This window comes from Acidiphilium acidophilum, from assembly GCF_033842475.1.
Classification (GTDB): domain Bacteria; phylum Pseudomonadota; class Alphaproteobacteria; order Acetobacterales; family Acetobacteraceae; genus Acidiphilium; species Acidiphilium acidophilum.
This window is the reverse complement of the sequence record NZ_JAWXYB010000018.1, coordinates 2,684,916-2,704,666: the sequence shown is the minus strand read 5'-3', so window position 1 is coordinate 2,704,666 and position 19,751 is coordinate 2,684,916. Positions and strand designations below refer to the sequence as shown.

Below are 19,751 nucleotides of genomic sequence, written 5' to 3'. Positions count from 1 at the left end.
CCGGGCAGGGCGGTCTTGCGCTTGGACCCCGCGCCGATCTGTGGAATGATCTGACGATAAGTTTCAAGGGGACCGGACCAATGAGCGGCAGCATTCATGAAAAACTCAACCGCGTGCGCAAACCGCGGGTGCACATCACCTACGACGTCGAAACCGACGGCGCGCAGATCGTCCGCGAACTGCCTTTCGTCATGGGGGTGATGGGCGATTTCTCCGGCGACCCGACCCAGCCGCTCAAGCCCCTCGCCGAACGCAAATTCATCCAGATCGACCGCGACAATTTCAACGACGTGATGGCCCGGATGGCGCCGGGCCTGAAACTCAAGGTCGACAACACCCTCGCCAACGACGGCAGCCAGATGGCGGTGGACCTCAAATTCAACAGCATCGAGGATTTCGACCCCGAACGCGTGGTCGATCAGGTGCCAGCGCTGAAATCCCTGCTCGAAACCCGTAACAAGCTGCGCGACCTGATGAGCAAGGCCGACCGGTCCGAACAGCTCGAATCCCTGCTCGAACAGGTGCTGCAAAACGATGCGGAGCTGAAATCACTGTCCGGCGAGCTTGGTCTCGGCACCGGCAAGGAGGGTTGATCGATGTCCAGCACCCAATCCGGCCCCGCCGCCGCAACGACCACCACGGAAGCCACCAGCCTGCTCGACCAGGTGGTAGGCGCCACCAAGCAGACCGAACCCGATCGCGCCCAGGATCTGGTGAAAACCCTGGTCCAGGAAGCCCTGTCCGGCACCGTCACCTTCGATAAAAATCTCACCCGCACGATCGACCGCGCCATCGCCGCGATCGACCGGCGGCTGTCCACCCAGCTCAACGCGATCATGCATGATGCCCGCTTCCTCCAGCTCGAAGGCAGCTGGCGCGGCCTGCACCATCTCGTCACGCATTCCGAAACCGGAACGTCCTTGAAAATCAAGGTCGTCAATATGTCCAAGCGCGAACTCAACCGCGACCTGACCAAAGCGGTCGAGTTCGACCAGAGCCAGCTCTTCAAGAAAATCTACGAAAACGAATTCGGCACCCCCGGCGGCGAACCCTATGGCGCGCTGATCGGCGATTATGAATGGACCAGCCACCCCGACGATATCGAGAGCCTGCGCCTCGTCTCCAACGTCGCCGCCGCCTCCTTTGCGCCCTTCATCTCCGCCGCCGGCGCCGGCATGTTCGGCTTCTCGGACTGGACCGAACTGTCCAAGCCGCGCGACCTCGCCAAAATCTTCGAGACCGCCGAATACGCCAAATGGCGCGGCTTCCGCGAAACCGAGGATGCCCGCTTCGTCTCCCTCGTCATGCCCCGCACCCTCGCCCGGGTGCCCTATGGCGCCGCCACCGCCCCGGTCGACACCTTCAATTACGAGGAAGCGCCGTTCGATGCATCCGGCGCCGCGCGGGCCCAGGACCACAAAGATTATTGCTGGATGAACGCCGCCTACATGATGGGCGAGCGCCTCACCGCCAGTTTCGCCGCCTCCGGCTTCTGCGTCGCGATCCGCGGTGCCGAGGGCGGCGGCAAGGTCGAGAACCTGCCCACCCACGTCTTCCAGTCCGACGATGGCGACATGGACGCGAAATGCCCGACCGAAATCGGCATCACCGACCGGCGCGAGTTCGAACTCTCAAACCTCGGCTTTCTGCCGCTCTGCCACTATAAAAATACCGACTACGCGGTCTTCTTCGGTGCGCAATCCGCCCAGAAGGCAAAAAAATACGACCGTCCGGACGCCACCGCCAACGCCGCCATCTCCGCGCGCCTGCCCTACATCATGGCCTCCTCGCGCTTCGCCCATTTCCTCAAGGTCATGGCTCGCGACAAGATCGGCTCGTTCATGGAAGCCAAGGATTGCGAAAACTGGCTGAACCGCTGGATCGGCAATTACGTCAACGGCAACGCCGATGCCGGGCCCGAAATGAAAGCCAAATACCCGCTCCGCGAAGCCAAGGTCGAGGTCAAGGAAATCCCCGGCAAGCCCGGTTCCTACAACGCCGTCGCCTATCTCCGCCCCTGGCTCCAGATGGAGGAACTGACCACCTCGATGCGCATGGTCGCCCGGATCCCGCAAAAATCTTGACCCCGCCATGAGCGGCGCAGCCGGCGAAGCCCCCAGGCTGCGCGAGGTGGCTCTGGCGGGCCACTACTTCGGGGACCGCCATCACGCCGAGGCCGGCGATCTGGCCCGGTTCCTCACCGCACCGGCGGCAAGCGCGCTGATGCTCTGGTTCGGCGCGGACGCCGCCACCCTCCTGCGCGATCCCGCGCGGTTTCGTGCCCTGCTTGATCACGACATCGCCACGATCGACGCCATGCTCACCGCCGCGATCAACTCCATTCTCCACCACCCGAGGTTCACCCGCCTCGAAGGCAGCTGGCGCGGCCTCGCCTGGCTGGTGACCCGCACGGAGGTCAGCGACCGGCTCAAGCTGCGGGTCCTTCAAGCCTCCTGGCCGGAACTCTGCCGCGATCTCGAACGCGCCGCCGAATTCGACCAGAGCCAGATCTTCCGCCGCATCTATGAAGACGAATTCGGCACCCCCGGCGGCGAACCCTACGGCCTGCTGGTCATGGATTACGACATCCGCCACCGCCCCGGTCCCGGTGCGCCAACCGATGACGTCTCCGCCCTCGCCGGGCTCTCCGCCATCGCCGCCGCCGCCTTCGCACCCATGATCTTCAGCGCCGCCCCCGCTTTGTTCGGGGTCGACCGCATGGCCGATCTCTCCGGCGTCGCCGACCCTGCCGCTCAGTTCTCCGGCCCCGAACACCTCCGCTTCCGCAACCTCGGCACCCGCGAGGACATGCGCTTCATCGGCCTCGCGCTTCCCCGGCTGCGCGCCCGTCCCGGCTGGGACGAACAACCCGAAGCCGAACGCGGCTTTCGCTACGTCGAACAGATCGACAATGCCGACGATATCGTCTGGTTCGCCGCCGGCTACGCCATCGCCCACACCGTCGCCCGCGCCATGGCAACCTACGACTGGCCCGCCGACATGCGCGGCTACATTCAGGACTGGCCCGGCAGCGGCCTGATCACCATCGGCACCGCCCCGCACTTCTCCCCCGATTCCGCCGAAGGCCAGGCCCGCTTCGAAGCCGAAATCGCATTGACCGACACGCAGGAACGCGCCCTGGTCGATGCCGGCATGATGGCCCTCTCAAGCCTCGCCTTCGGCGGCCAGACCGTCCTCGGCGCCGCCCGCAGCCTGCAAACCCCCCGTCGCTACGCCGGCCGCAACGCCGAAGCCGCCGATGCCAACGCCCGCCTCTCCGCCCAGTTCAACACCATCGTCTGCGTCGCCCGCTTCGCCCATTTCATCAAGGTCATGGGCCGCGACATGACCGGCGCCTTCCGCACCGCCAGCGAAATCGAACGCGAACTCACCACCTGGCTGCGCCGCTACGCAAATGCCAATAAAGACGCCGGCCCCGAAATGCGCGCCCGCTACCCGCTGCTCGACGCCCGCGTGGAGGTGCGCGAACACGCCACCAAACCCGGCTCCTTCGGCTGCACCATCCACCTCCAACCCCATTACCAACTCGACGACATCAGCGCCTCGTTCCGGCTGGTCACCGAATTGTCGGCGCCGGGTAGCGTGTGAACGTAAGTAAGGAAGGGCTTCTTTTTTGTAAAAAAGAAGCAAAAAACTTTTTTTAATTTGGATACAGGTGTTTCGACGGCTTCAGCCCAAAGATCAGAAGTTTTTTGCTTCTTTTTTACAAAAAAGAAGTCTTCTTCTTCCCTTTTTCCCTTCACCCCGACTTGATCCCAAGCGCCGTCAGCATCGCCTGCCGCACCGCCGCATCCGCCAGAATATCCTCGATCAGTTCGGGCCATGGCAGCCGCGCCCGCCGTACCGCTTCATCCAGCGTCAAGGCGATCGGCGATTGCGGCTCGGTACGACGAAAGAATTCCGCGATTTCGGTAATCTGCTGCAAGGCCGTCTCGCGGGTCCGCACGGCCGGGCGCGACGGTCCCGCCTCCGGCGTCCCTGTCATTGCCTCGGGTTCCATCGCTTCCACCTCCGCTGCCGCCACTGATTCCGCCAGCGCGTTCGGCGCGTAGCGTCTTGAAATCACGATGACTTGTTCAAGCACTTCGGCAACCCGGCTGGTCGGCGGCGCATCCGCCCCCGCCGCGGCATCGAGCGTCGCCGCCATCGCCCGCCATGCGGTCAGGGCCTTATCCGTCGCTTTCGCAAGGCTGGTGAAATGCGCCACCCCCGCAGCCCGCGCCTCGGTCTCCAGCTTGGCGAAATCCGGCACTCCTGCCGCCAGCCGCGCCGCCTTGCGCTTGGCATCGCCCAACCCCGCGGTCTCTTCCGCCTGTTGATACTGGAACAACAACACCGCCGCCCCGTTCGCCCCGTTGAACAATGGGAGCTTGCGCAGCGGCTGGATCAGCGTGCCGTCCCCGCCCACGCCGTTCAGCCCCGCGACCGGCGCCATCCGCGTCTCAATCCCGTCCTCGTCGGGCAGCGGCAGCACGGTGTCCCAGAACAGCCGGGCATATCCCTCGATCAGCATGGCACCATCCGCGAGCCCGTCCAGCCCCGCCTCGCGCAGCAGCGCCTCGGTCAGCCACGCCGCAATCTCGATATCGTGGGTGCGGGTCAGCGCCGTCTGTGACAATTGCAGGACATTTCGCCAATGCTGCCCCACATCGGCCTCCAGCGACGCATCCGCATCCGCCGCCCGTTCCGCCGCCCGCGCGTCCGATCTTGCATCCCGCAGCCGGTAATAAACCGATTGCGCCCCATAATCCGCGCGCAGATCGGCCCCGCAGGGGGCGGAGTCATCGATCGGTTCTAACAATCCGGTAATGTCCAGCGCCATCGCAAAAATCCAGTCTGTTAAGAGCTCTGGCCGCATGATGTTGCAACTTCTTAATCTGGACAAGAGGCTCGTTAGATCATAATATCCAGTCAGAACATTCTTTGATCGCAATAAACCGGCGCGGATTTCAGGGTCGGCAAGGGGAGCAGATGGCAGCGATCGACTTGAAATCGTTGATAGCGCGACTGAACGACCATAGCCGCCGCAGCCTCGAATCCGCTGCGGGGCTCACACTCTCGCGCACCCATTACAACGTCGAAATCGAACACTGGCTGCTCAAACTCGCGGACGGCACCGATACCGATATTCCGCTGATCCTCCGCCATTATGAGATCGATCACGGTCGTTTCCTGATCGACCTCAACCGTGCACTCGATAAATTGAAAACCGGCAACGCCCGCGCACCGGCCCTTTCACCGGATGTCGTCGATCTCGCCAAACAGGCCTGGCTGCTCGCCTCGATCGAACACGGTCTCTCGCGCACCCGCTCCGGTCATCTGCTCTGGGCCTTGTTGTCCGACGATGCCTTGGCCCGCCGCGCCCGTGAGGCATCGGGCCAGTTGCTGAAAATCCAGCCCGACGCTCTCAAACGTGATTTCCTCACCATCACGTCCGCGTCGACCGAAGCGCACAACGCAACCCTCGCGACCGACGGTGCCCCCGCCACCGGCAGCGAGGACGGCGCGCCCCGCCCCGGCGGCTCCGCCGCTCTCGATCAATTTACCGAAGACCTCACCGCCCGCGCCAAAGCCGGGCGGATCGACCCCATCCTCGGCCGCGATTTCGAAATCCGCCAGACCATCGACATCCTGACCCGCCGCCGCCAGAACAACCCGATCCTCACCGGCGAGGCCGGGGTCGGCAAAACCGCCGTGGTCGAAGGTCTGGCGCTGAAAATCGCCCAGGGCGACGTGCCGGATGCATTGAAAAACGTCATCCTCCGCACGCTCGACATGGCCCTGCTGCAAGCCGGTGCCGGCGTGAAGGGCGAATTCGAAAACCGCCTCAAATCCGTCATCGAAGAGGTCAAGGCCTCGCCCCGCCCGATCATCCTGTTCATCGATGAAGCCCACACCATGATCGGCGCCGGCGGTCAGGCCGGCCAGAACGACGCGGCCAACCTGCTCAAACCCGCCCTCGCGCGCGGCGAACTCCGCACCATCGCCGCCACCACCTGGGCTGAATACAAAAAATATTTCGAGCGCGATGCCGCACTCGCCCGCCGCTTCCAGGTCGTCAAGGTCGAGGAACCCTCGGAGCCGATGGCCACCGCCATGATCCGCGGCCTCGTCGCCACTCTCGAAAAACACCACAAAATCCGCATCCTCGACGAAGCGGTGAGCGAAGCCGTCCGCCTCTCCGCGCGCTACATCCCCTCGCGCCAACTGCCCGACAAGGCGATCTCCCTGATCGACACCGCCTGCGCCCGCGTCTCCATGAGCCAGGCCACCGAACCCGCCCCGATCGAAGACCGCAAGCGCCGCCTCGACCTGATCGAAACCGAAACCGCCATCCTCCATCGCGAGACCGCGAGCGGCGGTGACCACGCGGCACGGGTCGCGGAACTCGCGGAGGAACGCGCCCGCCTCACCGATGAACTCGCCACCCTCGAATCCCGCTTCACCATCGAGAAGCAACTCGCATCCGAAATCGCCTCCCTGCGAACCCGGCTCGAAACGCCCGAACCGGCCGTGCAAGCTCAGGCGGTCGGCGCGGACGTCACCATCCTCGAGCCGCCCGCCCCGACCGATCGTGAAGCGTTGCGCGCCGAACTCGCGGCCAAAACCGCCGAACTCAAAGCCTCGCAGGGCGAAATGCCCCTGATCTTCCCGGTGGTCGATGCCCAGGCCGTCGCCGAGATTGTCGAAAGCTGGACCGGCATCCCCGCCGGGCGCATGCAGTCCAATGAAATCAATACCGTCCTCAACCTGAAATCCACGATGGAGCGCCGCATCGTCGGCCAGCCCCATGCGCTCGAAGCCGTGGCGCAAGCCATCCGCACCTCGCGCGCCAAACTCACCGACCCGCGCAAGCCGATCGGCGTCTTCCTCATGGTCGGCACATCGGGCACCGGCAAGACCGAAACCGCCCTGACCCTGGCCGACCTGCTCTACGGCGGCGAACAGAACATCACCACGATCAACATGACCGAGTTCAAGGAGGAGCATAAAGTCTCCCTCCTGATGGGCAGCCCCCCCGGCTATGTCGGCTACGGCGAAGGCGGCGTCCTGACCGAAGCGGTCCGCCGCCGCCCCTATTCGGTGATCCTGCTCGACGAAATGGAAAAAGCCCATCCCGGCGTGCAGGACGTGTTCTTCCAGGTGTTCGACAAGGGCAACATGAAAGACGGCGAAGGCCGCGATATCGACTTCAAGAACACCGTCATCATCATGACCTCGAATGCCGGCACCGACCTGATCGACAAACTCTTCGCCGACCCCGAAACCGCGCCGGACGCCGCAGGCCTCGCCGAGGCCCTCCGTCCGGAGCTCGCCAAGCATTTCAAACCCGCCTTTCTCGGCCGCGTCACCATCGTCCCCTATTTCCCGCTCTCGGACGAGGTGATCCGCCAGATCGTCGGCCTCCAACTCGCGAAAATCGCCCGCCGGGTGCGCGCGTCGTACAAGGCCGATTTCACATACGACCCCGCTCTGGTCGAAACCATTGCCGCGCGCTGCAAGGAATCCTCCTCCGGCGCGCGCAACGTGGAAAACATCCTCTCGCGCACCCTCCTGCCCGAACTCTCGGCAGAGGTCCTGGCCCGTATGGCCGCGAGCGAGGCGATCTCCCACGTCAAAGTCGGAATTGGTCCCGATGGGTCGTTCCGCTACGAACTAAGCTAAAGTTTCAACCCAGCAGGAGAAAGACCAATGGCTGTCTACATGAAATATGCCGCGATCAACGGCGACGTGACCACCGAAGGCTTCGAGAAATATATCGAGATCCACAGCATGCAATGGGGCGTCGGGCGCGGCGTTGCCATGCAGTCCGGCAGCGGCGAAGGCCGTGAATCCAGCCTGCCCAGCCTTTCGGAAGTCACGATTACCAAGGACTACGACATCTCGAGCCCCGACCTGCTGAAGGAAGCCCTCAGCGGCGGCGCAAAAGACGTCGACATCGTGTTCGTCCGCACCAACAAGGCCGGCTCCGGTTCGGATAAATATCTCGAAGTAAAAATGAAGGATGTCATCATGTCGGGCTTGAGCATGTCTTCGGGCGGCGAAAAACCGAACGAGTCGCTCTCGCTGAACTACTCCTCCATCAGCTTCGTCTCCATCCCGATGAAAGACGACGGCTCGGCAGGCACCCAGAGCGTCGTGAACTTCGACCTCAAGACGATGAAGATGAGCTAAATACTGCAACTGGCCCGGCGCGTGAGCGCCGGGTTCTAAATAAAATGAGATCGCTTAAGGTCACGGCGATGCAAGCCGACCGTAGATTCTAATTTCTGGTTCAAATTGAAAGGAAAAATCATGAACGGGATAGGTTTTTTTAGTGAGGAATATAGTATCAACTCCGGAAAAAAAGGGGTGAAGCGATGGGCGAAAAGCGAAAATGGCAGAGTTACCACGTCTCAAGGGTTAACCGTCGATTTTGTTACCAACAATTTCAGTGCAAAGCATCTCGTGATCGTGACAAATGCAACTCCGTTTAATACTCTGCTGGCAATGGGGAAGCAACGCCAAATTGACCGCACAGCTGGTACTATTCCCGGTATGAAGGCAAGCACTAGCACAATCTTGGTGATGACAGTCGGGCAGCTTGCCGCTTGGGGGGCTGATATCGTCGAGAATAAAAAAGCAATCGGGGAGGCAAATTGTTCCTTCCAAGGCACACCGCAATGGGAGATAATTACTTCACTTAAATCTGCAGTATTTATTACCCACAAGAATAAGTTGGCTGAACCTTTATCGTCAGGGATTGGTGCTACGGTAGTGGTGACATGTTTCATGTCTGGAGGCACCCTGTCGGTCGCACATTTTGTCCCGACCAAGACCGGACTGACCGATTTCGGTGGTGATGTCGGCAAAGGCGGTGGTATGCGTGCGATTACAACATCGGGAAATACAATGATAAAGAACGACATCAACAAAAAACGCGATGAGCGCTTCCAGTACATGACCCGGCAGGATGATGACGATTTCGATCTCGGCCAACTGTTCGGGAATTGATTTTCCGCCCAATAAGAAGCAAGGCAAAGCAAGCGGAAGAAGGAATAGCGAAGCAAGTAGGATGGGCAGAGCCCTTGCGAAGCCCATCATCCACCCCCGCCGCTTGGGCAACACCAAGTCCAGAAGACAAAAACAGCAAGCGTAGGGCGGAAGAGCGAAGCGTCATTCGCCTCTTTTTTAAAATCCCCGACCCTCTCCGCCCATGCCCGACGACCGCCGCAACCGCATCGCCGGAGGCACCTGTTTCGTCACGGTCAATCGCCGCCCCGACCTCCTGACCCGCGCAATCGAACCCCGCCGCACCGCCATCGCGCCAGCAGAAATCCCTTTCTCACCCCCCGCCAACCATGCTTTGTTAGCCTCGTGAACGAAACCCAGGCCTCAGACCATTCGACCGTGCGTTTGACCGAGGCCATGAGCGGGTTGCGCAATCACATCTCGGCCTCGGACGATCAGGCGAAACTGACCAAGGCCATCGTCACCCTGCTCCTCGCCCTCATCGACCAGATCATCCGGCATCTGGCGTCGCTCGCCGCGCGCCCCACCTCACCGGCAAGCCAGCCCGAACCCGCTGGCCTTGCCTCGAATGGCCCGATGAACACGCCCGCCCCCACGCCGCGCAACCGGCCGAACCAGCCCAACGCCCCGCACCCGATCCCCCACCCCGACAACTCGGCCACACGACCCGTCGGCGTCGCTCACCCCTCCCCAAACCCCGCCATCACCGCCCGCCCGCAACGGCGAGCGCTCGCGCAAACACCACCGCCACCCGCAGCCGCCCAACAATCGCACCCAACCACAACGAACCCGCCGCCAAGCCACCCCCGATCGCGAATTTCCCGCCCCAGCCACGGAACATTTTCGCGCCGTAATCGTTACGATATCAAAACGAAAATCCCGCCCAGAGTGGCTCCCTCTCGATTTCCACTGAAAACGGCTCCGGGAGTGGCGGACGGGATGCTGGCGGAGAGGGTGGGATTCGAACCCACGGTACCCGTGAAGGTACAACGGTTTTCGAGACCGTCCCGATCGACCACTCCGGCACCTCTCCGTCTCGACGGGCTTATAGGCAAAGCCTCCGGGCGAAGCAACTCGGCGCGCGGGCTCAGCGCCGGGCGAGCAGTGCAACGCCGAGCAGCAGCGCGAGGGGAACCAGCAAGCCGGTCACCTCATGCCAGGGGCCGCCCAGCAGGCGGTTGGCGAGCAGGATCGTGCCGGCGACCCAGGCAAGGGTCGCGGCGTCCCCGAGCAGGATCTCGACCAGCTTTTTCATCGGGCGAGCTGCATGAGCGCGCGCACCGCCACAAGTCCGCCCAGAGCATAACCCGTCATCAACACCGGCAAGGCGTAGTCCCCGATCGGCCAGACATAACCCATCGCGGTCAGCATCCAGTAGGTGCCGAACGCGAGAATGGCGCAGCCGACCAGATATTTGATCGCGGTCTCCGGCACGCGGGCGAGCGGTGCGCGCAGAATGATGCCCGCCGCCATCACCGTGCCGAGCGCGGCAAGTGCCGCCCCGGCAGCGACAGCGGTGCGGCCGGTCTGGGTGCCGAGCGCGACCACGATCAACCAGACCTCCAGCCCCTCGATCAGCACGCCCTGAAACGCCACCAGCATTGCGCCATGCGACGCGGTCGCCGCCAGCGTCCCCGAAACCCTCGCGAATGCCGCCGCCTCATCGCGCCGGCGCTTCAGCCCGGCGGTCCGGGCGATCGCTTTCGCGAGCCAGCGCATGCCGAACAGCGTCAGAAACACCCCGACGACAAATTGCACGATCCGCAGATCCGCGACGGAGTCGACCGCCCGCGCCCCGAACAGCGTGAGCAGGGCCAGCACCGCCAGCGCGGCACCGGCGGCTGCGGTCGCGCGCGGCCAGCCGATCGCGAGTGCTACCGCGAGCACGATGGTGAAGGCTTCGACCCATTCGACCCCGGCGGTCAGAAAACTCGCAAGAATAACCGAAATGTCGGACATGCCCGGCCCCGCGCCGCCCTACAGACTCGGCCCGACGATCGCCGTGGAGAACCAGGCGACGATCGCGGCCTGCCGCCCCGCCCAGTGTTGCGGGTCGAGCTCGTCGGTGGCCGGCATCGCGGTATAATCCGGCACCGCCGCATCCTTCACCGCAGGCTGGAATGCCGCATCATCCCCCTTCCGGGCGCGGGCGATACGCTGCCCGGCAGGCGACTCCGCAAACGCGATGAACGACAGCGCAGCGGATCGCCGCGCGCCATCGAGGCCGTGAGCCATCGCGATCACCGCGGGCAGCAGCGTCGCCGGCTGCGGCACGATCACCCGCAGCGACCGGTCGATGTGATCGGCGTAATGATACCCCGCCGACCCGCGCACGATCGCGAGCTGGATCGCCCCGCTCCGCAGCGCCGCCAGAGTGGTCGCGGTATCGGTATAGATGTGCAACCCGGCCCGATGCAGCCGCACCACGAACCCCTTGCCGCCGGGCCAGCCGCCACCGGCATGCAGCAGGGAAATCACGGCGGCAACGCTCTGATCGGACGTCACCGGATCGTTGATCCCCACAAGCCCGCGATAGGCCGGCTTGGCGAGGTCGGTCCAGTTCGCCGGAGGTGCGAAGGGCGCGGCCCGCGGGGCGACGAGCACGGCGGCAAGGGTCAGTCCGGTCAGCACGAACGCGCCATCCGCGGGTGCCACCCGGCGGGCCTCCGGCGTCAGATCCACCGGCATCGGAATCCCGTGCGCCAGCAGCCCCCGCCGGTCGAGCGTGATCGCGCTGGCGGCACCATAGAACCACGCGAGCGACCACCGCGGCCGATGCCCTTCCGCGATCATCCGCGCCATCAACCCGGCTGGCGGCGGGCGGCGCAGCCTGATCCTGATCCCGGTCCTGTGAGTGAACGCCGCCACCACCGCCGGGGCGTAGCTCAGCCGCGAATACAGTGTCAGCGTGGTGCCGGATGCGTGAGCCGGCAGCGCAAACACCGCCCCCGCCAGCATCGCGCAAGCCACAATCCGCGCATGAAACATCGATCTGCCCATCGTCATCCGATCCGGAACGTCAAAGCTCGGCGGCCAGACGTTCGATCACGCCTGCCCACTCATAGGGCCGCTGCTGGCGATACAGCCGCAGCGAGGGATACCAGGGCGTGTCGTCCCGGTCGAGCAGCCAGCGCCAGTCCGGCGCATAGGGCAGGATCACCGAGGTCGCCACGCCGGAAGCCCCGGCAAGATGCGCGACCGAGGTATCGATCGTCACCAGCCGGTCGAGGCTCTGCAATATCGCCAGCGTATCGGTGAAATCATGGATGCTCGGCCCGAGATTGACCAGCGGCGCCGCCCCGAAATAGCCGCCGACCTGCGCGATCTGGTCGCCCTTCTGCACCGTGACGATCGCGATGTCGCCGCGCGCGAACAGCGGCGCGAATTGTTCGAGTTTCACGGTCCGTTTGCGGTCGTTCTTGTGGGTCGGCCGCCCGGCCCAGACCAGCCCGACGCGCTTTTTGCCCTGCGGGGTCAGCGCCTCGATCCGCTGCCGCCACGCCGCGATTTTCGCGGGATCGGGATGCAGATACGGGATCGTGGCGGGAATCGTCTCCAGCGTCGTCCCGGCCAGGCGCGGCATGCCCGACAGCGGCATATAGGCGTCGAACTCCCCGGTGGTCTCCCAGCGCGTCACGATCCGCCCGAGCCCCGGAATCTGGCGCAAAATCGGCACGAGGTCACCGCTGCACGCAAGTACCGGCTTCGGCGCACGCTCGGCGGCCCAGGGAATGTAACGCCCGAACTGGATGCAGTCGCCGAACCCCTGATCCGCCACGATCAGCAGCCTGCCCTCGGGCAGCGGGTTGCCGTCCCATTGCGGCTTGTCGGTCTTGGGCAGCATGCCCTCGGCCTGTTTCAGCTTGAACCGCCACTCGTAGCTCTCCCAGCCCTCGGCGAGCCGCCCGCCGAGCAGCAGGACTTCGGCCCGTTCGAAATGCGCCTCGGGAAACGCGGGGTCCAGTTCAATCGACCGGTCCGCCGCCGCCAGCGCGGCATCGAGTTCGCGGCGCTCGTAACAGATCAGGGCATGATTGAAATGAGCCCGGCTATCCTCGGGGGCGAGTTCCACCGCCCGCTCGGCCATGCGCAGCGCATCGTCGAGCCGCCCGGCCCCCCGATAGATCTCGCACATATTGCGCGGATAGACCGCGACGCCCGGCGAAAGTTCGAGCGATTTCTCCATCCGCTCGATCGCGAGCGGGATCTTGCCGCGCCGGTACGCAACGATCCCGGACAGATGCAGCACGTGCGGATGCTCGGGTGCCGCCTGCAGCACCCGTTCGGCCAGCGCCTCGGCATCTTCCAGCCGGCCATCGCGCTCATAGGCGCTGATCTCGTTCAGCACCTCGCCCAAAGTGACCTTCACCCCCGCGGCACCGCTCATGCCGCAAGGTCCCGCTGCTCGCCGTATCCGAGCTGCGCGATCCAGGGCGAAAGCAGCGGCATCGCCTCGCCGAACACATCGCCGAACCGCCGATACCTGCCCACCGCCCCCTCATGCGCCGCGCGATGCACCGCGCGATGCGCTGGCACCCGTGGCACCGCGCGCGGCGGGGCGGTGAGCAATTCGCCCGCATCCGCCGCCATCCCGATGAAATCGAGCACGGATTGCAGCGTCGCCGCCGGGCGGCGCACCAGATCCTCGTAGCGCACCGGCAGGTAGCGCAGCGTGGTCTGGCCCCGAACCTGCCCGATCGCGCTCATCTGGGCATCGAACAGGGTGGCCATGCCCCGCAGCGTCACCCCGGCATTGCCCTCGTAGAGCTTGTCCTGCGCGAAGGCCGAAACCAGCGCGTCGAGCGGATGGCGGATCACATGGATCACCGGCGCCAGCGGAAACAGCGCGGCGGCGAACCCGAGCAGCCAGGGCAGATCGGGGTTGCGATCGGTCACGAAACGGGTCTCCCCGGTCGTCGCGCCGGCAGCGCGCAGCAGGGCCTGATAGCGGTTCGCGAGCATCGGCAGAATATCGCGCTGCTCGCCGGCGGCGGTCGCGAGCAGCGCCTCGGGAAACCCGAGCGCCTCGCCGCCGAAGCCGCTGACCAGGGCCGGCAGCAGCCGCGACAGCTCCGGCAAAGGCGCGCGGGTATCCGCCGGGTCGATCGCGGGGCTCTGCATCAGCATCTGTTCGAGCAACGAGGTCCCGGCGCGCGGCGTCCCGAGCAGAAAAACCGGCGTTGCCGCCCCGGCGATCGGCCCGGGCCGACCAAGTCCGGCGAGCCGGTCGGCCATGAACAGCGATTTCACCGCGGCGAGGCGGGAGGCGATCGGCGCGGGATCGAACGCGCGCTTCGCCCGCTCGCGCTGGAAATTCCGCCCCGCCACATAGCACGCCCACGCCTCCTCATACCTGCCGAGCCGCTCCAGCGCCTGGCCCTTTGCCGCATATTCGGTCGCGACCAGCGATTGCGGCGCGATCGCCGCCGCCGTCGCCTCGATCCGCGCGAGCGCCGCCTCGGGATCGCCGCGATGCAGCCGGGTCAGCGCCGCCAGCACCGCGATCATCCGGTCGGACGGGGCAAGCCCGCTCGCCTCGTTCAGCAGCGCCTCGGCAGCATCGAGCCGCAACCGCCCGGCCTCGACCTGGGCATAACCGGCAAGGCCGCGCGCATTCTCGCGGCGCAGCGCCAGCGTGGCCTCGTAGGTGGCAGCGGCTTCGTCGAGCCGCCCCTGCTGGCGGAGGTTCCAGGCGAGGTTGCCGAGCAACGCGGCATCCCGCCCATCGCCGAAGGCCAGCGCCATCCTGTAGTGGCGTTCCCCGGCAGCGAGCCGCCCGGTCTCGGTGAACACGATCCCGAGGATGTGCTGGATGGTCGGGTCGCGCGGCATCAGCGTGGCGGCGCGGCGGGACGGTGCTTCGGCCTCGGCGTGGCGGCCCTGATTGATCAGCAGTTGCGCGTGCTGGACATGCGCCGCCGCGACATCGGGCGGCAATGCCGCAATCCGCGCGATCAGCGCCTCCGCCGCCGCCATCCGCCCCTCGCCCCGGCGTATCTCGAACAGGAGGCGAAGCCCTTCGCGGTGATGGGGGGCGAGATCGAGCAGTTGCAGCAAATGCCGTTCGGCCTCGCGGTTGTGGTTGGCGGTGCGGGCGGTGCGCGCTGTCTCCAGCAACGGATCGAGCACGGCGTGATTAGCAGGGTCGGGCAAGCCCGCACTGGTCAGGCGGCAGCACCGCACGGCCCGCAATCCGGAGCCGCAGGTGCAGGGGGTGGGATCGATCTCGGTCCGGATCGACAGGGTCGTTGCACTCATGGGTGGATCATGCAGGGTTTCGGCGACGGTGCAAGTGTGCCGGGATCGACCGGACTTCGATCTGCGAATGCGAATAACTATCAAATAAAACTGAAATCTTGACCAATCCTCGCGGCGACTGCATTTTGCCGCAATGCGAAATTTCTCAGAACTCAGCGAACGTGAAATCCTCGCCCTCGCCATCGGCGCCGAGGAGGAGGACGGCCGGATCTACATGGATATCGCCGAAAGCCTGCACGCCGATTTCCCCGGCTCGGCCAAGGTGTTCTTCGACATGGCGGCGGAGGAAAGCGAGCATCGCCGCCGCCTGATCGACCTGTTCCAGGAAAAATTCGGCGATCACATCCCCCTGATCCGCCGCCACGACGTGCGCGGGTTTCTCCATCGCAAAACCCTCTGGCAACTGCCCAAGCCCTCGATCAAGGATGTCCGCAAGCTCGCCGAGAGCATGGAGGTCGAAACCGCGCGGTTCTATCGCCTCGCCGCCAGCCGCAGTTCCGACCCCTCGATCCGCAAGCTGCTGGGCGATCTCGCCGAGGCCGAGGCCGGCCACGAGCGCATCGCCGACCAGTTGACCGAGGAAAACCTGCCGCAGACCGTGGTCTCCCATGAGGACGATACCGCGCGGCGCAACTTCGTGCTGCGCTACATCCAGCCGGGTCTCGCCGGACTGATGGACGGTTCGGTCTCCACCCTCGCGCCGGTTTTCGCCGCCGCCTTCGCGACCGACCGGCCGCAGGATGCCTTCATCGTCGGCATCGCAGCCTCGCTCGGCGCCGGCATCTCGATGGCCTTCGCCGAAGCCTTGTCGGACGATGGCAGCCTGACCGGGCGCGGCTCGCCGATCATGCGCGGGGTCATCACCGGGGTCATGACCACGCTCGGCGGCATCGGCCACACGCTGCCCTTCCTGATCCCCGATTTCAGGATCGCGATGGCGCTGGCGGTGGGCGTGGTGGTGATCGAACTCGCGGTGATCTCGTGGATTCGCGCCCATTACATGGATACCTCGCCGGTCCGCGCCGCGATGCAGGTGGCGCTCGGCGGGGCGATCGTGTTCGGTGTCGGCATCCTGATCGGGAGTAGTTGACGTTTAGGGAAACCGGCGGCAGAGACGGGGGATGAGCATTCCCCCGTCGTTACGGAACCGTCTGGCGATTCCGGTGATCGGCTCACCGCTGTTCATCCTCTCGAACCCGGCTCTGGTGATCGCGCAATGCACCGCAGGCATCGTCGGCTCGTTTCCCGCGCTCAACGCACGACCCGAGGCGATGCTCGATGACTGGCTCGCCGAAATCGCCGAGGCGCTGGCCGCGTGGGACAAGGCCAACCCCGACCGGCCCGCTGCCCCGTTCGCGGTCAACCAGATCGTCCACCGCTCGAATGCGCGGCTCGAACGCGACCTCGAACTCTGCGTGAAGCATCGCGTGCCGCTGGTGATCACCTCGCTCGGCGCAAGGCCGGAGGTCAATGCGGCGGTCCATTCCTATGGCGGCATCGTGCTGCACGACATCATCGACAATCGCTTCGCACATAAAGCGATCGAGAAGGGCGCCGATGGGCTGATCGCGGTGGCGGCGGGTGCCGGCGGCCATGCCGGGACGATTTCGCCCTTCGCGCTGGTGCAGGAAATCCGCGCCTGGTTCGACGGGCCACTGGCGCTGTCGGGCGCGATCGCGACCGGGCGCTCGGTGCTGGCGGCGGAGGCGATGGGGGCGGATTTCGCCTATATCGGCTCGGCCTTCATCGCGACCGACGAAGCCAATGCCTCGGCCCCCTACAAGCAGGCGATCGTCGATGGCGGTGCCGGCGACATCGTCTACACCAATCTGTTCACCGGGGTGCACGGCAATTATCTGCGCCCCAGCATCCTCGCCGCCGGGCTCGACCCCGATGCCCTGCCGCAGAGCGATGCCTCGGCGATGAATTTCCATGAAGGTGCCAAGGCCAAGGCATGGAAGGATATCTGGGGTTCGGGCCAGGGGATCGGCGCGATCGATGCGGTGGTGCCGGCCCGCATCCGGGTCGAACGGCTGATCGCCGAGTATCGTGCGGCGAGGCGGGCGCTTTGCGGGTGACCCACCGGGCGTCATGCCGCCTCTGAGCCGGGCCGCACGCGCCACGGCAACCGGCGTCATCGCCATCCTGCTCTGGTCCACATTGGCCCTGCTCTCGGTGACCACGCGGGGAATCCCGCCGTTCGAAACCCTGACCATCAGTTTCGCGGTGGCGAGCGCAGCGGGTCTCCTCGTGCTCGCATCGCGGGGGCGGCTCGGCCAGCTCCGTCAGGCACCGCGTGCCTGGGCGATCGGCACGATCGGATTATTCTCCTACCACGCGCTGTATTTCACCGCGCTCGACCATGCGCCGCCCGCACAGGCCGGGTTGATCGCCTATCTCTGGCCGCTGCTGATCGTGATCTTCGCCGCTTTCCTGCCGGGCGGACGGCTCCATCTCAGGCACGTCGCCGGCGCACTCATGGGACTGACCGGCACCATCCTGATCCTACATGGTGCGGCGGCATCGGCCATCACCGGTTCCACCCTCGGCTACCTCTGCGCCCTCGCCGCCGCCTTCGTCTGGGCGCTCTATTCGGTGGTCAATCGCACGATCAGCGACGTGCCGAGCGACCTGATCGCCGGGGTCTGCGGGGTCGTCGCCATTGCCGGGTTGATCGTTCATCTGGCGAGCGAGCCGACCGTCGCCCCCGATGACTTGCAATGGCTCGCCCTGATCGGCCTCGGAATCGGACCGGTCGGGCTCGCCTTCTTCGCGTGGGACGACGCGACCAAGCACGGCGATCTCGCCCTTCTGGGAACGCTCTCCTATGCCGCGCCGCTTTTATCGACGGCGTTGCTGATCGCGACGGGACGATCGCCCCTGTCGCTCACCATCCTCGCCGCCGCTGTCCTGATCGTCGGCGGTGCCGCCGTCTCGGTCGGGTTCAGGCGTAGGGGTACGGTCCGCCTTTCGCCAGCGCCCGCTGATAGGCCGGGCGGGCATGGGCCGCCGCAAGGAAGGCATTGATCCGCGGGAAATTGCCCCGCAGCGCCCCGCGCGCATTGGCGGCCTCGACCGGAAAGCTCATCATGATGTCAGCACCGGTCAACTCCGGTCCGGCGAACCAGAGCATGTTGGCCAGGCTGTCCTCCCAGAACCGGATATGGGTCGCGATATTTGGATCGAGGAATTTCTCGCCGACCTGATTGCCGATCATGCGCAGCAAAGGCGCGACGATCCGGGGGCCCTGTTTCGGCATTTCGGTGAAGATCAGCTTCATCACCAGATACGGCATGGCCGAACCCTCGGCGTAGTGCAGCCAGTAGGTATAGCGCCGCCGGTCATCGGTGCCGGGCGGCGGGATCAGGCGGCCCTCGCCATATTTCTCGATGATATATTCGATGATCGCCCCGGTTTCCGCCACCGTGGTGTCGCCATCGGTGATCACCGGCGATTTGCCGAGCGGATGCACCGCCTTCAGGCTGGCAGGGGCCAGCATGGTCTTGGGGTTCCGCTTGTAGAGCCTGACCTCGTATTTCAGGTCGAGTTCTTCGAGCAGCCAGAGAATCCGCTGCGAGCGCGAGGCTTCGAGATGGTGGACGACGATCATGCTGAGGCCTTTTCAATCGGGGCGGGCGTGGCTGGCAGATGAAGCCAGTCGGGCAGCGCGGGGGTGATCGCGATGGTGCCGATCCGCAGCGGCTGGTCGAGCTGGTCGATCCGCAGCATCGCAAGGCCGCGCCGGCCGCTATGGGTGCGCAGATCGCCCGCCTCCCGCTCACCGGCGGTGATGCTGCCGCGTTCAGGCAGTTCGGACCCGGCCTCGACCGGAATGAGGCGGCGCTTGACCAGGCCGCGATAACGGGTCCGCGCCGTCAGTTCCTGGCCCATATAGCAGCCCTTGTCCCAGTCGATCCCGTGCAGGTCGCCGAAACCCGCTTCCATCAGCAGGGTGGTATCGGGTTCGAGATCGGCGTGGTCGGGCAATCCGAGGGCGAGGCGGTGGGCGAGATAGGTCTCCGGTCCTGCCGACCCATCGAGCCGCGCCGGGGCCAGGATGCGAACCCCGGCAGCCTCCAGCCGTGGATCGGGTGAAGCGATCCCGGTGGCGACATGGCCATCCCATCCGGCGTGGACGGCGAACGCCTCGGACCGATCCGTCAGCGTTACCTTGCTGCGGAGCCGGAAGCGCGAGAGCCGGGTGATGATGTCGGGGATGGCTATACGCGGCGCATCGAGCAGCAGGGCATCGTCCGTTGCGAAGATGAAAAACTCCGCCCGATACCGTCCCTGCGGCGTCAGCAGGGCCGACCAGACGCAGTGCCCCGGTGCGGCCCGGGTGACGTCGTTCGAGACCAGACCCTGAAGAAACGCCACGCGGTCGATCCCGCCGATTTCGATCACGCCCCGTTCGGGCAGGTATGCCAGTTGTGCCATGAGCCCGATGTGGCCCCTTGGCC

Annotated in this window: 18 protein-coding genes and 1 tRNA gene; 9 read left to right on the top strand and 10 right to left on the bottom strand. The window is 65.2% G+C overall.

Features of this window, described 5'->3' with window-relative positions; all coding sequences use genetic code 11:
- Positions 1 to 80 precede the first annotated feature (80 nt).
- Genes tssB through tssC (SIL87_RS15475) form a run of 3 tightly spaced genes read left to right on the top strand, consistent with a single transcriptional unit; the run spans position 81 to position 3,609 of the window.
- Positions 81 to 593 (top strand): type VI secretion system contractile sheath small subunit, encoded by a 513-nt coding sequence (gene tssB / locus SIL87_RS15485; RefSeq protein ID WP_319615025.1) that lies wholly within the window; start codon positions 81 to 83, stop codon positions 591 to 593.
- Positions 594 to 596: 3 nt separating this feature from the next.
- Positions 597 to 2,084 (top strand): type VI secretion system contractile sheath large subunit, encoded by a 1,488-nt coding sequence (tssC, locus tag SIL87_RS15480; RefSeq protein WP_319615024.1) that lies wholly within the window; start codon positions 597 to 599, stop codon positions 2,082 to 2,084.
- 7 nt (positions 2,085 to 2,091) lie between these two features.
- A complete protein-coding gene (gene tssC / locus SIL87_RS15475) occupies positions 2,092 to 3,609 on the top strand; it encodes a type VI secretion system contractile sheath large subunit (RefSeq protein WP_319615023.1) in 1,518 nt (505 codons plus the stop codon).
- Positions 3,610 to 3,760: 151 nt separating this feature from the next.
- Here tssC (SIL87_RS15475) and tssA read toward each other — a convergent pair whose 3' ends face one another.
- Positions 3,761 to 4,843: a type VI secretion system protein TssA gene (tssA, locus tag SIL87_RS15470; RefSeq protein ID WP_319615022.1), complete on the bottom strand. Its 1,083-nt coding sequence runs from the start codon at positions 4,841 to 4,843 to the stop codon at positions 3,761 to 3,763.
- Positions 4,844 to 4,992: 149 nt separating this feature from the next.
- Here tssA and tssH point away from each other — a divergent pair, with 149 nt between their 5' ends.
- The 3 genes from tssH (at position 4,993) to SIL87_RS15455 (ending at position 9,015) form a co-directional block, all read left to right on the top strand.
- Positions 4,993 to 7,686: a type VI secretion system ATPase TssH gene (gene tssH, locus SIL87_RS15465; protein ID WP_319615021.1), complete on the top strand. Its 2,694-nt coding sequence runs from the start codon at positions 4,993 to 4,995 to the stop codon at positions 7,684 to 7,686.
- Between the two features lie 27 nt (positions 7,687 to 7,713).
- Positions 7,714 to 8,196, top strand: a complete 483-nt coding sequence (locus tag SIL87_RS15460) for an Hcp family type VI secretion system effector (protein WP_319615019.1) — start codon at positions 7,714 to 7,716, stop codon at positions 8,194 to 8,196.
- A gap of 120 nt (positions 8,197 to 8,316) precedes the next feature.
- Positions 8,317 to 9,015 carry a hypothetical protein gene (locus SIL87_RS15455; RefSeq protein WP_319615018.1) on the top strand — a complete coding sequence of 233 codons (699 nt, stop codon included), beginning with the start codon at positions 8,317 to 8,319 and terminating at the stop codon, positions 9,013 to 9,015.
- A 452-nt stretch (positions 9,016 to 9,467) separates the two neighbouring features.
- Here SIL87_RS15455 and SIL87_RS15450 read toward each other — a convergent pair whose 3' ends face one another.
- The 7 genes from SIL87_RS15450 to SIL87_RS15420 form a co-directional block, all read right to left on the bottom strand.
- The gene (locus SIL87_RS15450; RefSeq protein ID WP_319615017.1) at positions 9,468 to 9,695 is read right to left on the bottom strand and encodes a hypothetical protein; all 228 of its coding nucleotides are present in this window, start codon (positions 9,693 to 9,695) and stop codon (positions 9,468 to 9,470) included.
- Between the two features lie 281 nt (positions 9,696 to 9,976).
- A tRNA-Ser gene (locus SIL87_RS15445) sits at positions 9,977 to 10,066 on the bottom strand.
- A gap of 54 nt (positions 10,067 to 10,120) precedes the next feature.
- Positions 10,121 to 10,288, bottom strand: a complete 168-nt coding sequence (locus SIL87_RS15440; RefSeq protein WP_319615016.1) for a hypothetical protein — start codon at positions 10,286 to 10,288, stop codon at positions 10,121 to 10,123.
- The gene (locus SIL87_RS15435; RefSeq protein ID WP_319615014.1) at positions 10,285 to 10,992 is read right to left on the bottom strand and encodes a hypothetical protein; all 708 of its coding nucleotides are present in this window, start codon (positions 10,990 to 10,992) and stop codon (positions 10,285 to 10,287) included. The genes SIL87_RS15440 and SIL87_RS15435 overlap by 4 nt, the downstream gene beginning before the upstream one ends.
- Before the next feature lie 18 nt (positions 10,993 to 11,010).
- Positions 11,011 to 12,033: an ABC transporter substrate-binding protein gene (locus SIL87_RS15430; RefSeq protein ID WP_319615013.1), complete on the bottom strand. Its 1,023-nt coding sequence runs from the start codon at positions 12,031 to 12,033 to the stop codon at positions 11,011 to 11,013.
- Positions 12,034 to 12,052: 19 nt separating this feature from the next.
- Positions 12,053 to 13,420, bottom strand: a complete 1,368-nt coding sequence (locus SIL87_RS15425) for a tetratricopeptide repeat-containing glycosyltransferase family protein (protein WP_319615012.1) — start codon at positions 13,418 to 13,420, stop codon at positions 12,053 to 12,055.
- Entirely contained in the window at positions 13,417 to 15,291 is a 1,875-nt protein-coding gene (locus SIL87_RS15420; RefSeq protein WP_319615011.1) for a tetratricopeptide repeat-containing sulfotransferase family protein, read from the bottom strand. The genes SIL87_RS15425 and SIL87_RS15420 overlap by 4 nt, the downstream gene beginning before the upstream one ends.
- Before the next feature lie 133 nt (positions 15,292 to 15,424).
- Between SIL87_RS15420 and mbfA the strand changes: the two genes are divergently transcribed.
- The 3 genes from mbfA to yddG are packed head-to-tail and all read left to right on the top strand — an operon-like array spanning position 15,425 to position 18,318.
- Positions 15,425 to 16,381, top strand: a complete 957-nt coding sequence (gene mbfA / locus SIL87_RS15415; protein WP_319615010.1) for an iron exporter MbfA — start codon at positions 15,425 to 15,427, stop codon at positions 16,379 to 16,381.
- A gap of 31 nt (positions 16,382 to 16,412) precedes the next feature.
- Positions 16,413 to 17,369, top strand: coding sequence for an NAD(P)H-dependent flavin oxidoreductase (locus tag SIL87_RS15410; RefSeq protein ID WP_319615009.1), 957 nt, complete (start codon positions 16,413 to 16,415; stop codon positions 17,367 to 17,369).
- Between the two features lie 13 nt (positions 17,370 to 17,382).
- A complete protein-coding gene (yddG, locus tag SIL87_RS15405) occupies positions 17,383 to 18,318 on the top strand; it encodes an aromatic amino acid exporter YddG (RefSeq protein WP_319615008.1) in 936 nt (311 codons plus the stop codon).
- On the opposite strand, the gene SIL87_RS15400 is transcribed toward yddG, so the two are convergent.
- Together SIL87_RS15400 and ygfZ are read right to left on the bottom strand one after the other, a co-directional pair.
- Complete coding sequence (locus tag SIL87_RS15400) at positions 18,236 to 18,901, bottom strand: glutathione S-transferase (RefSeq protein WP_319615007.1); 666 nt, start codon at positions 18,899 to 18,901, stop codon at positions 18,236 to 18,238. The genes yddG and SIL87_RS15400 overlap by 83 nt on opposite strands.
- Positions 18,898 to 19,728 carry a CAF17-like 4Fe-4S cluster assembly/insertion protein YgfZ gene (gene ygfZ, locus SIL87_RS15395; protein ID WP_319615006.1) on the bottom strand — a complete coding sequence of 277 codons (831 nt, stop codon included), beginning with the start codon at positions 19,726 to 19,728 and terminating at the stop codon, positions 18,898 to 18,900. The genes SIL87_RS15400 and ygfZ overlap by 4 nt, the downstream gene beginning before the upstream one ends.
- Positions 19,729 to 19,751: the final 23 nt, after the last annotated feature.

Coding starts and splice junctions, on each gene's coding strand:
- tssB (WP_319615025.1), top strand. CDS start 81: ATGAGCGGCAGCATTCATGAAAAACTCAACCGCGTGCGCAAACCGCGG.
- tssC (WP_319615024.1), top strand. CDS start 597: ATGTCCAGCACCCAATCCGGCCCCGCCGCCGCAACGACCACCACGGAA.
- tssC (WP_319615023.1), top strand. CDS start 2,092: ATGAGCGGCGCAGCCGGCGAAGCCCCCAGGCTGCGCGAGGTGGCTCTG.
- tssA (WP_319615022.1), bottom strand. CDS start 4,843: ATGGCGCTGGACATTACCGGATTGTTAGAACCGATCGATGACTCCGCC.
- tssH (WP_319615021.1), top strand. CDS start 4,993: ATGGCAGCGATCGACTTGAAATCGTTGATAGCGCGACTGAACGACCAT.
- SIL87_RS15460 (WP_319615019.1), top strand. CDS start 7,714: ATGGCTGTCTACATGAAATATGCCGCGATCAACGGCGACGTGACCACC.
- SIL87_RS15455 (WP_319615018.1), top strand. CDS start 8,317: ATGAACGGGATAGGTTTTTTTAGTGAGGAATATAGTATCAACTCCGGA.
- SIL87_RS15440 (WP_319615016.1), bottom strand. CDS start 10,288: ATGAAAAAGCTGGTCGAGATCCTGCTCGGGGACGCCGCGACCCTTGCC.
- SIL87_RS15435 (WP_319615014.1), bottom strand. CDS start 10,992: ATGTCCGACATTTCGGTTATTCTTGCGAGTTTTCTGACCGCCGGGGTC.
- SIL87_RS15430 (WP_319615013.1), bottom strand. CDS start 12,033: ATGGGCAGATCGATGTTTCATGCGCGGATTGTGGCTTGCGCGATGCTG.
- SIL87_RS15425 (WP_319615012.1), bottom strand. CDS start 13,420: ATGAGCGGTGCCGCGGGGGTGAAGGTCACTTTGGGCGAGGTGCTGAAC.
- SIL87_RS15420 (WP_319615011.1), bottom strand. CDS start 15,291: ATGAGTGCAACGACCCTGTCGATCCGGACCGAGATCGATCCCACCCCC.
- mbfA (WP_319615010.1), top strand. CDS start 15,425: ATGCGAAATTTCTCAGAACTCAGCGAACGTGAAATCCTCGCCCTCGCC.
- SIL87_RS15410 (WP_319615009.1), top strand. CDS start 16,413: ATGAGCATTCCCCCGTCGTTACGGAACCGTCTGGCGATTCCGGTGATC.
- yddG (WP_319615008.1), top strand. CDS start 17,383: ATGCCGCCTCTGAGCCGGGCCGCACGCGCCACGGCAACCGGCGTCATC.
- SIL87_RS15400 (WP_319615007.1), bottom strand. CDS start 18,901: ATGATCGTCGTCCACCATCTCGAAGCCTCGCGCTCGCAGCGGATTCTC.
- ygfZ (WP_319615006.1), bottom strand. CDS start 19,728: ATGGCACAACTGGCATACCTGCCCGAACGGGGCGTGATCGAAATCGGC.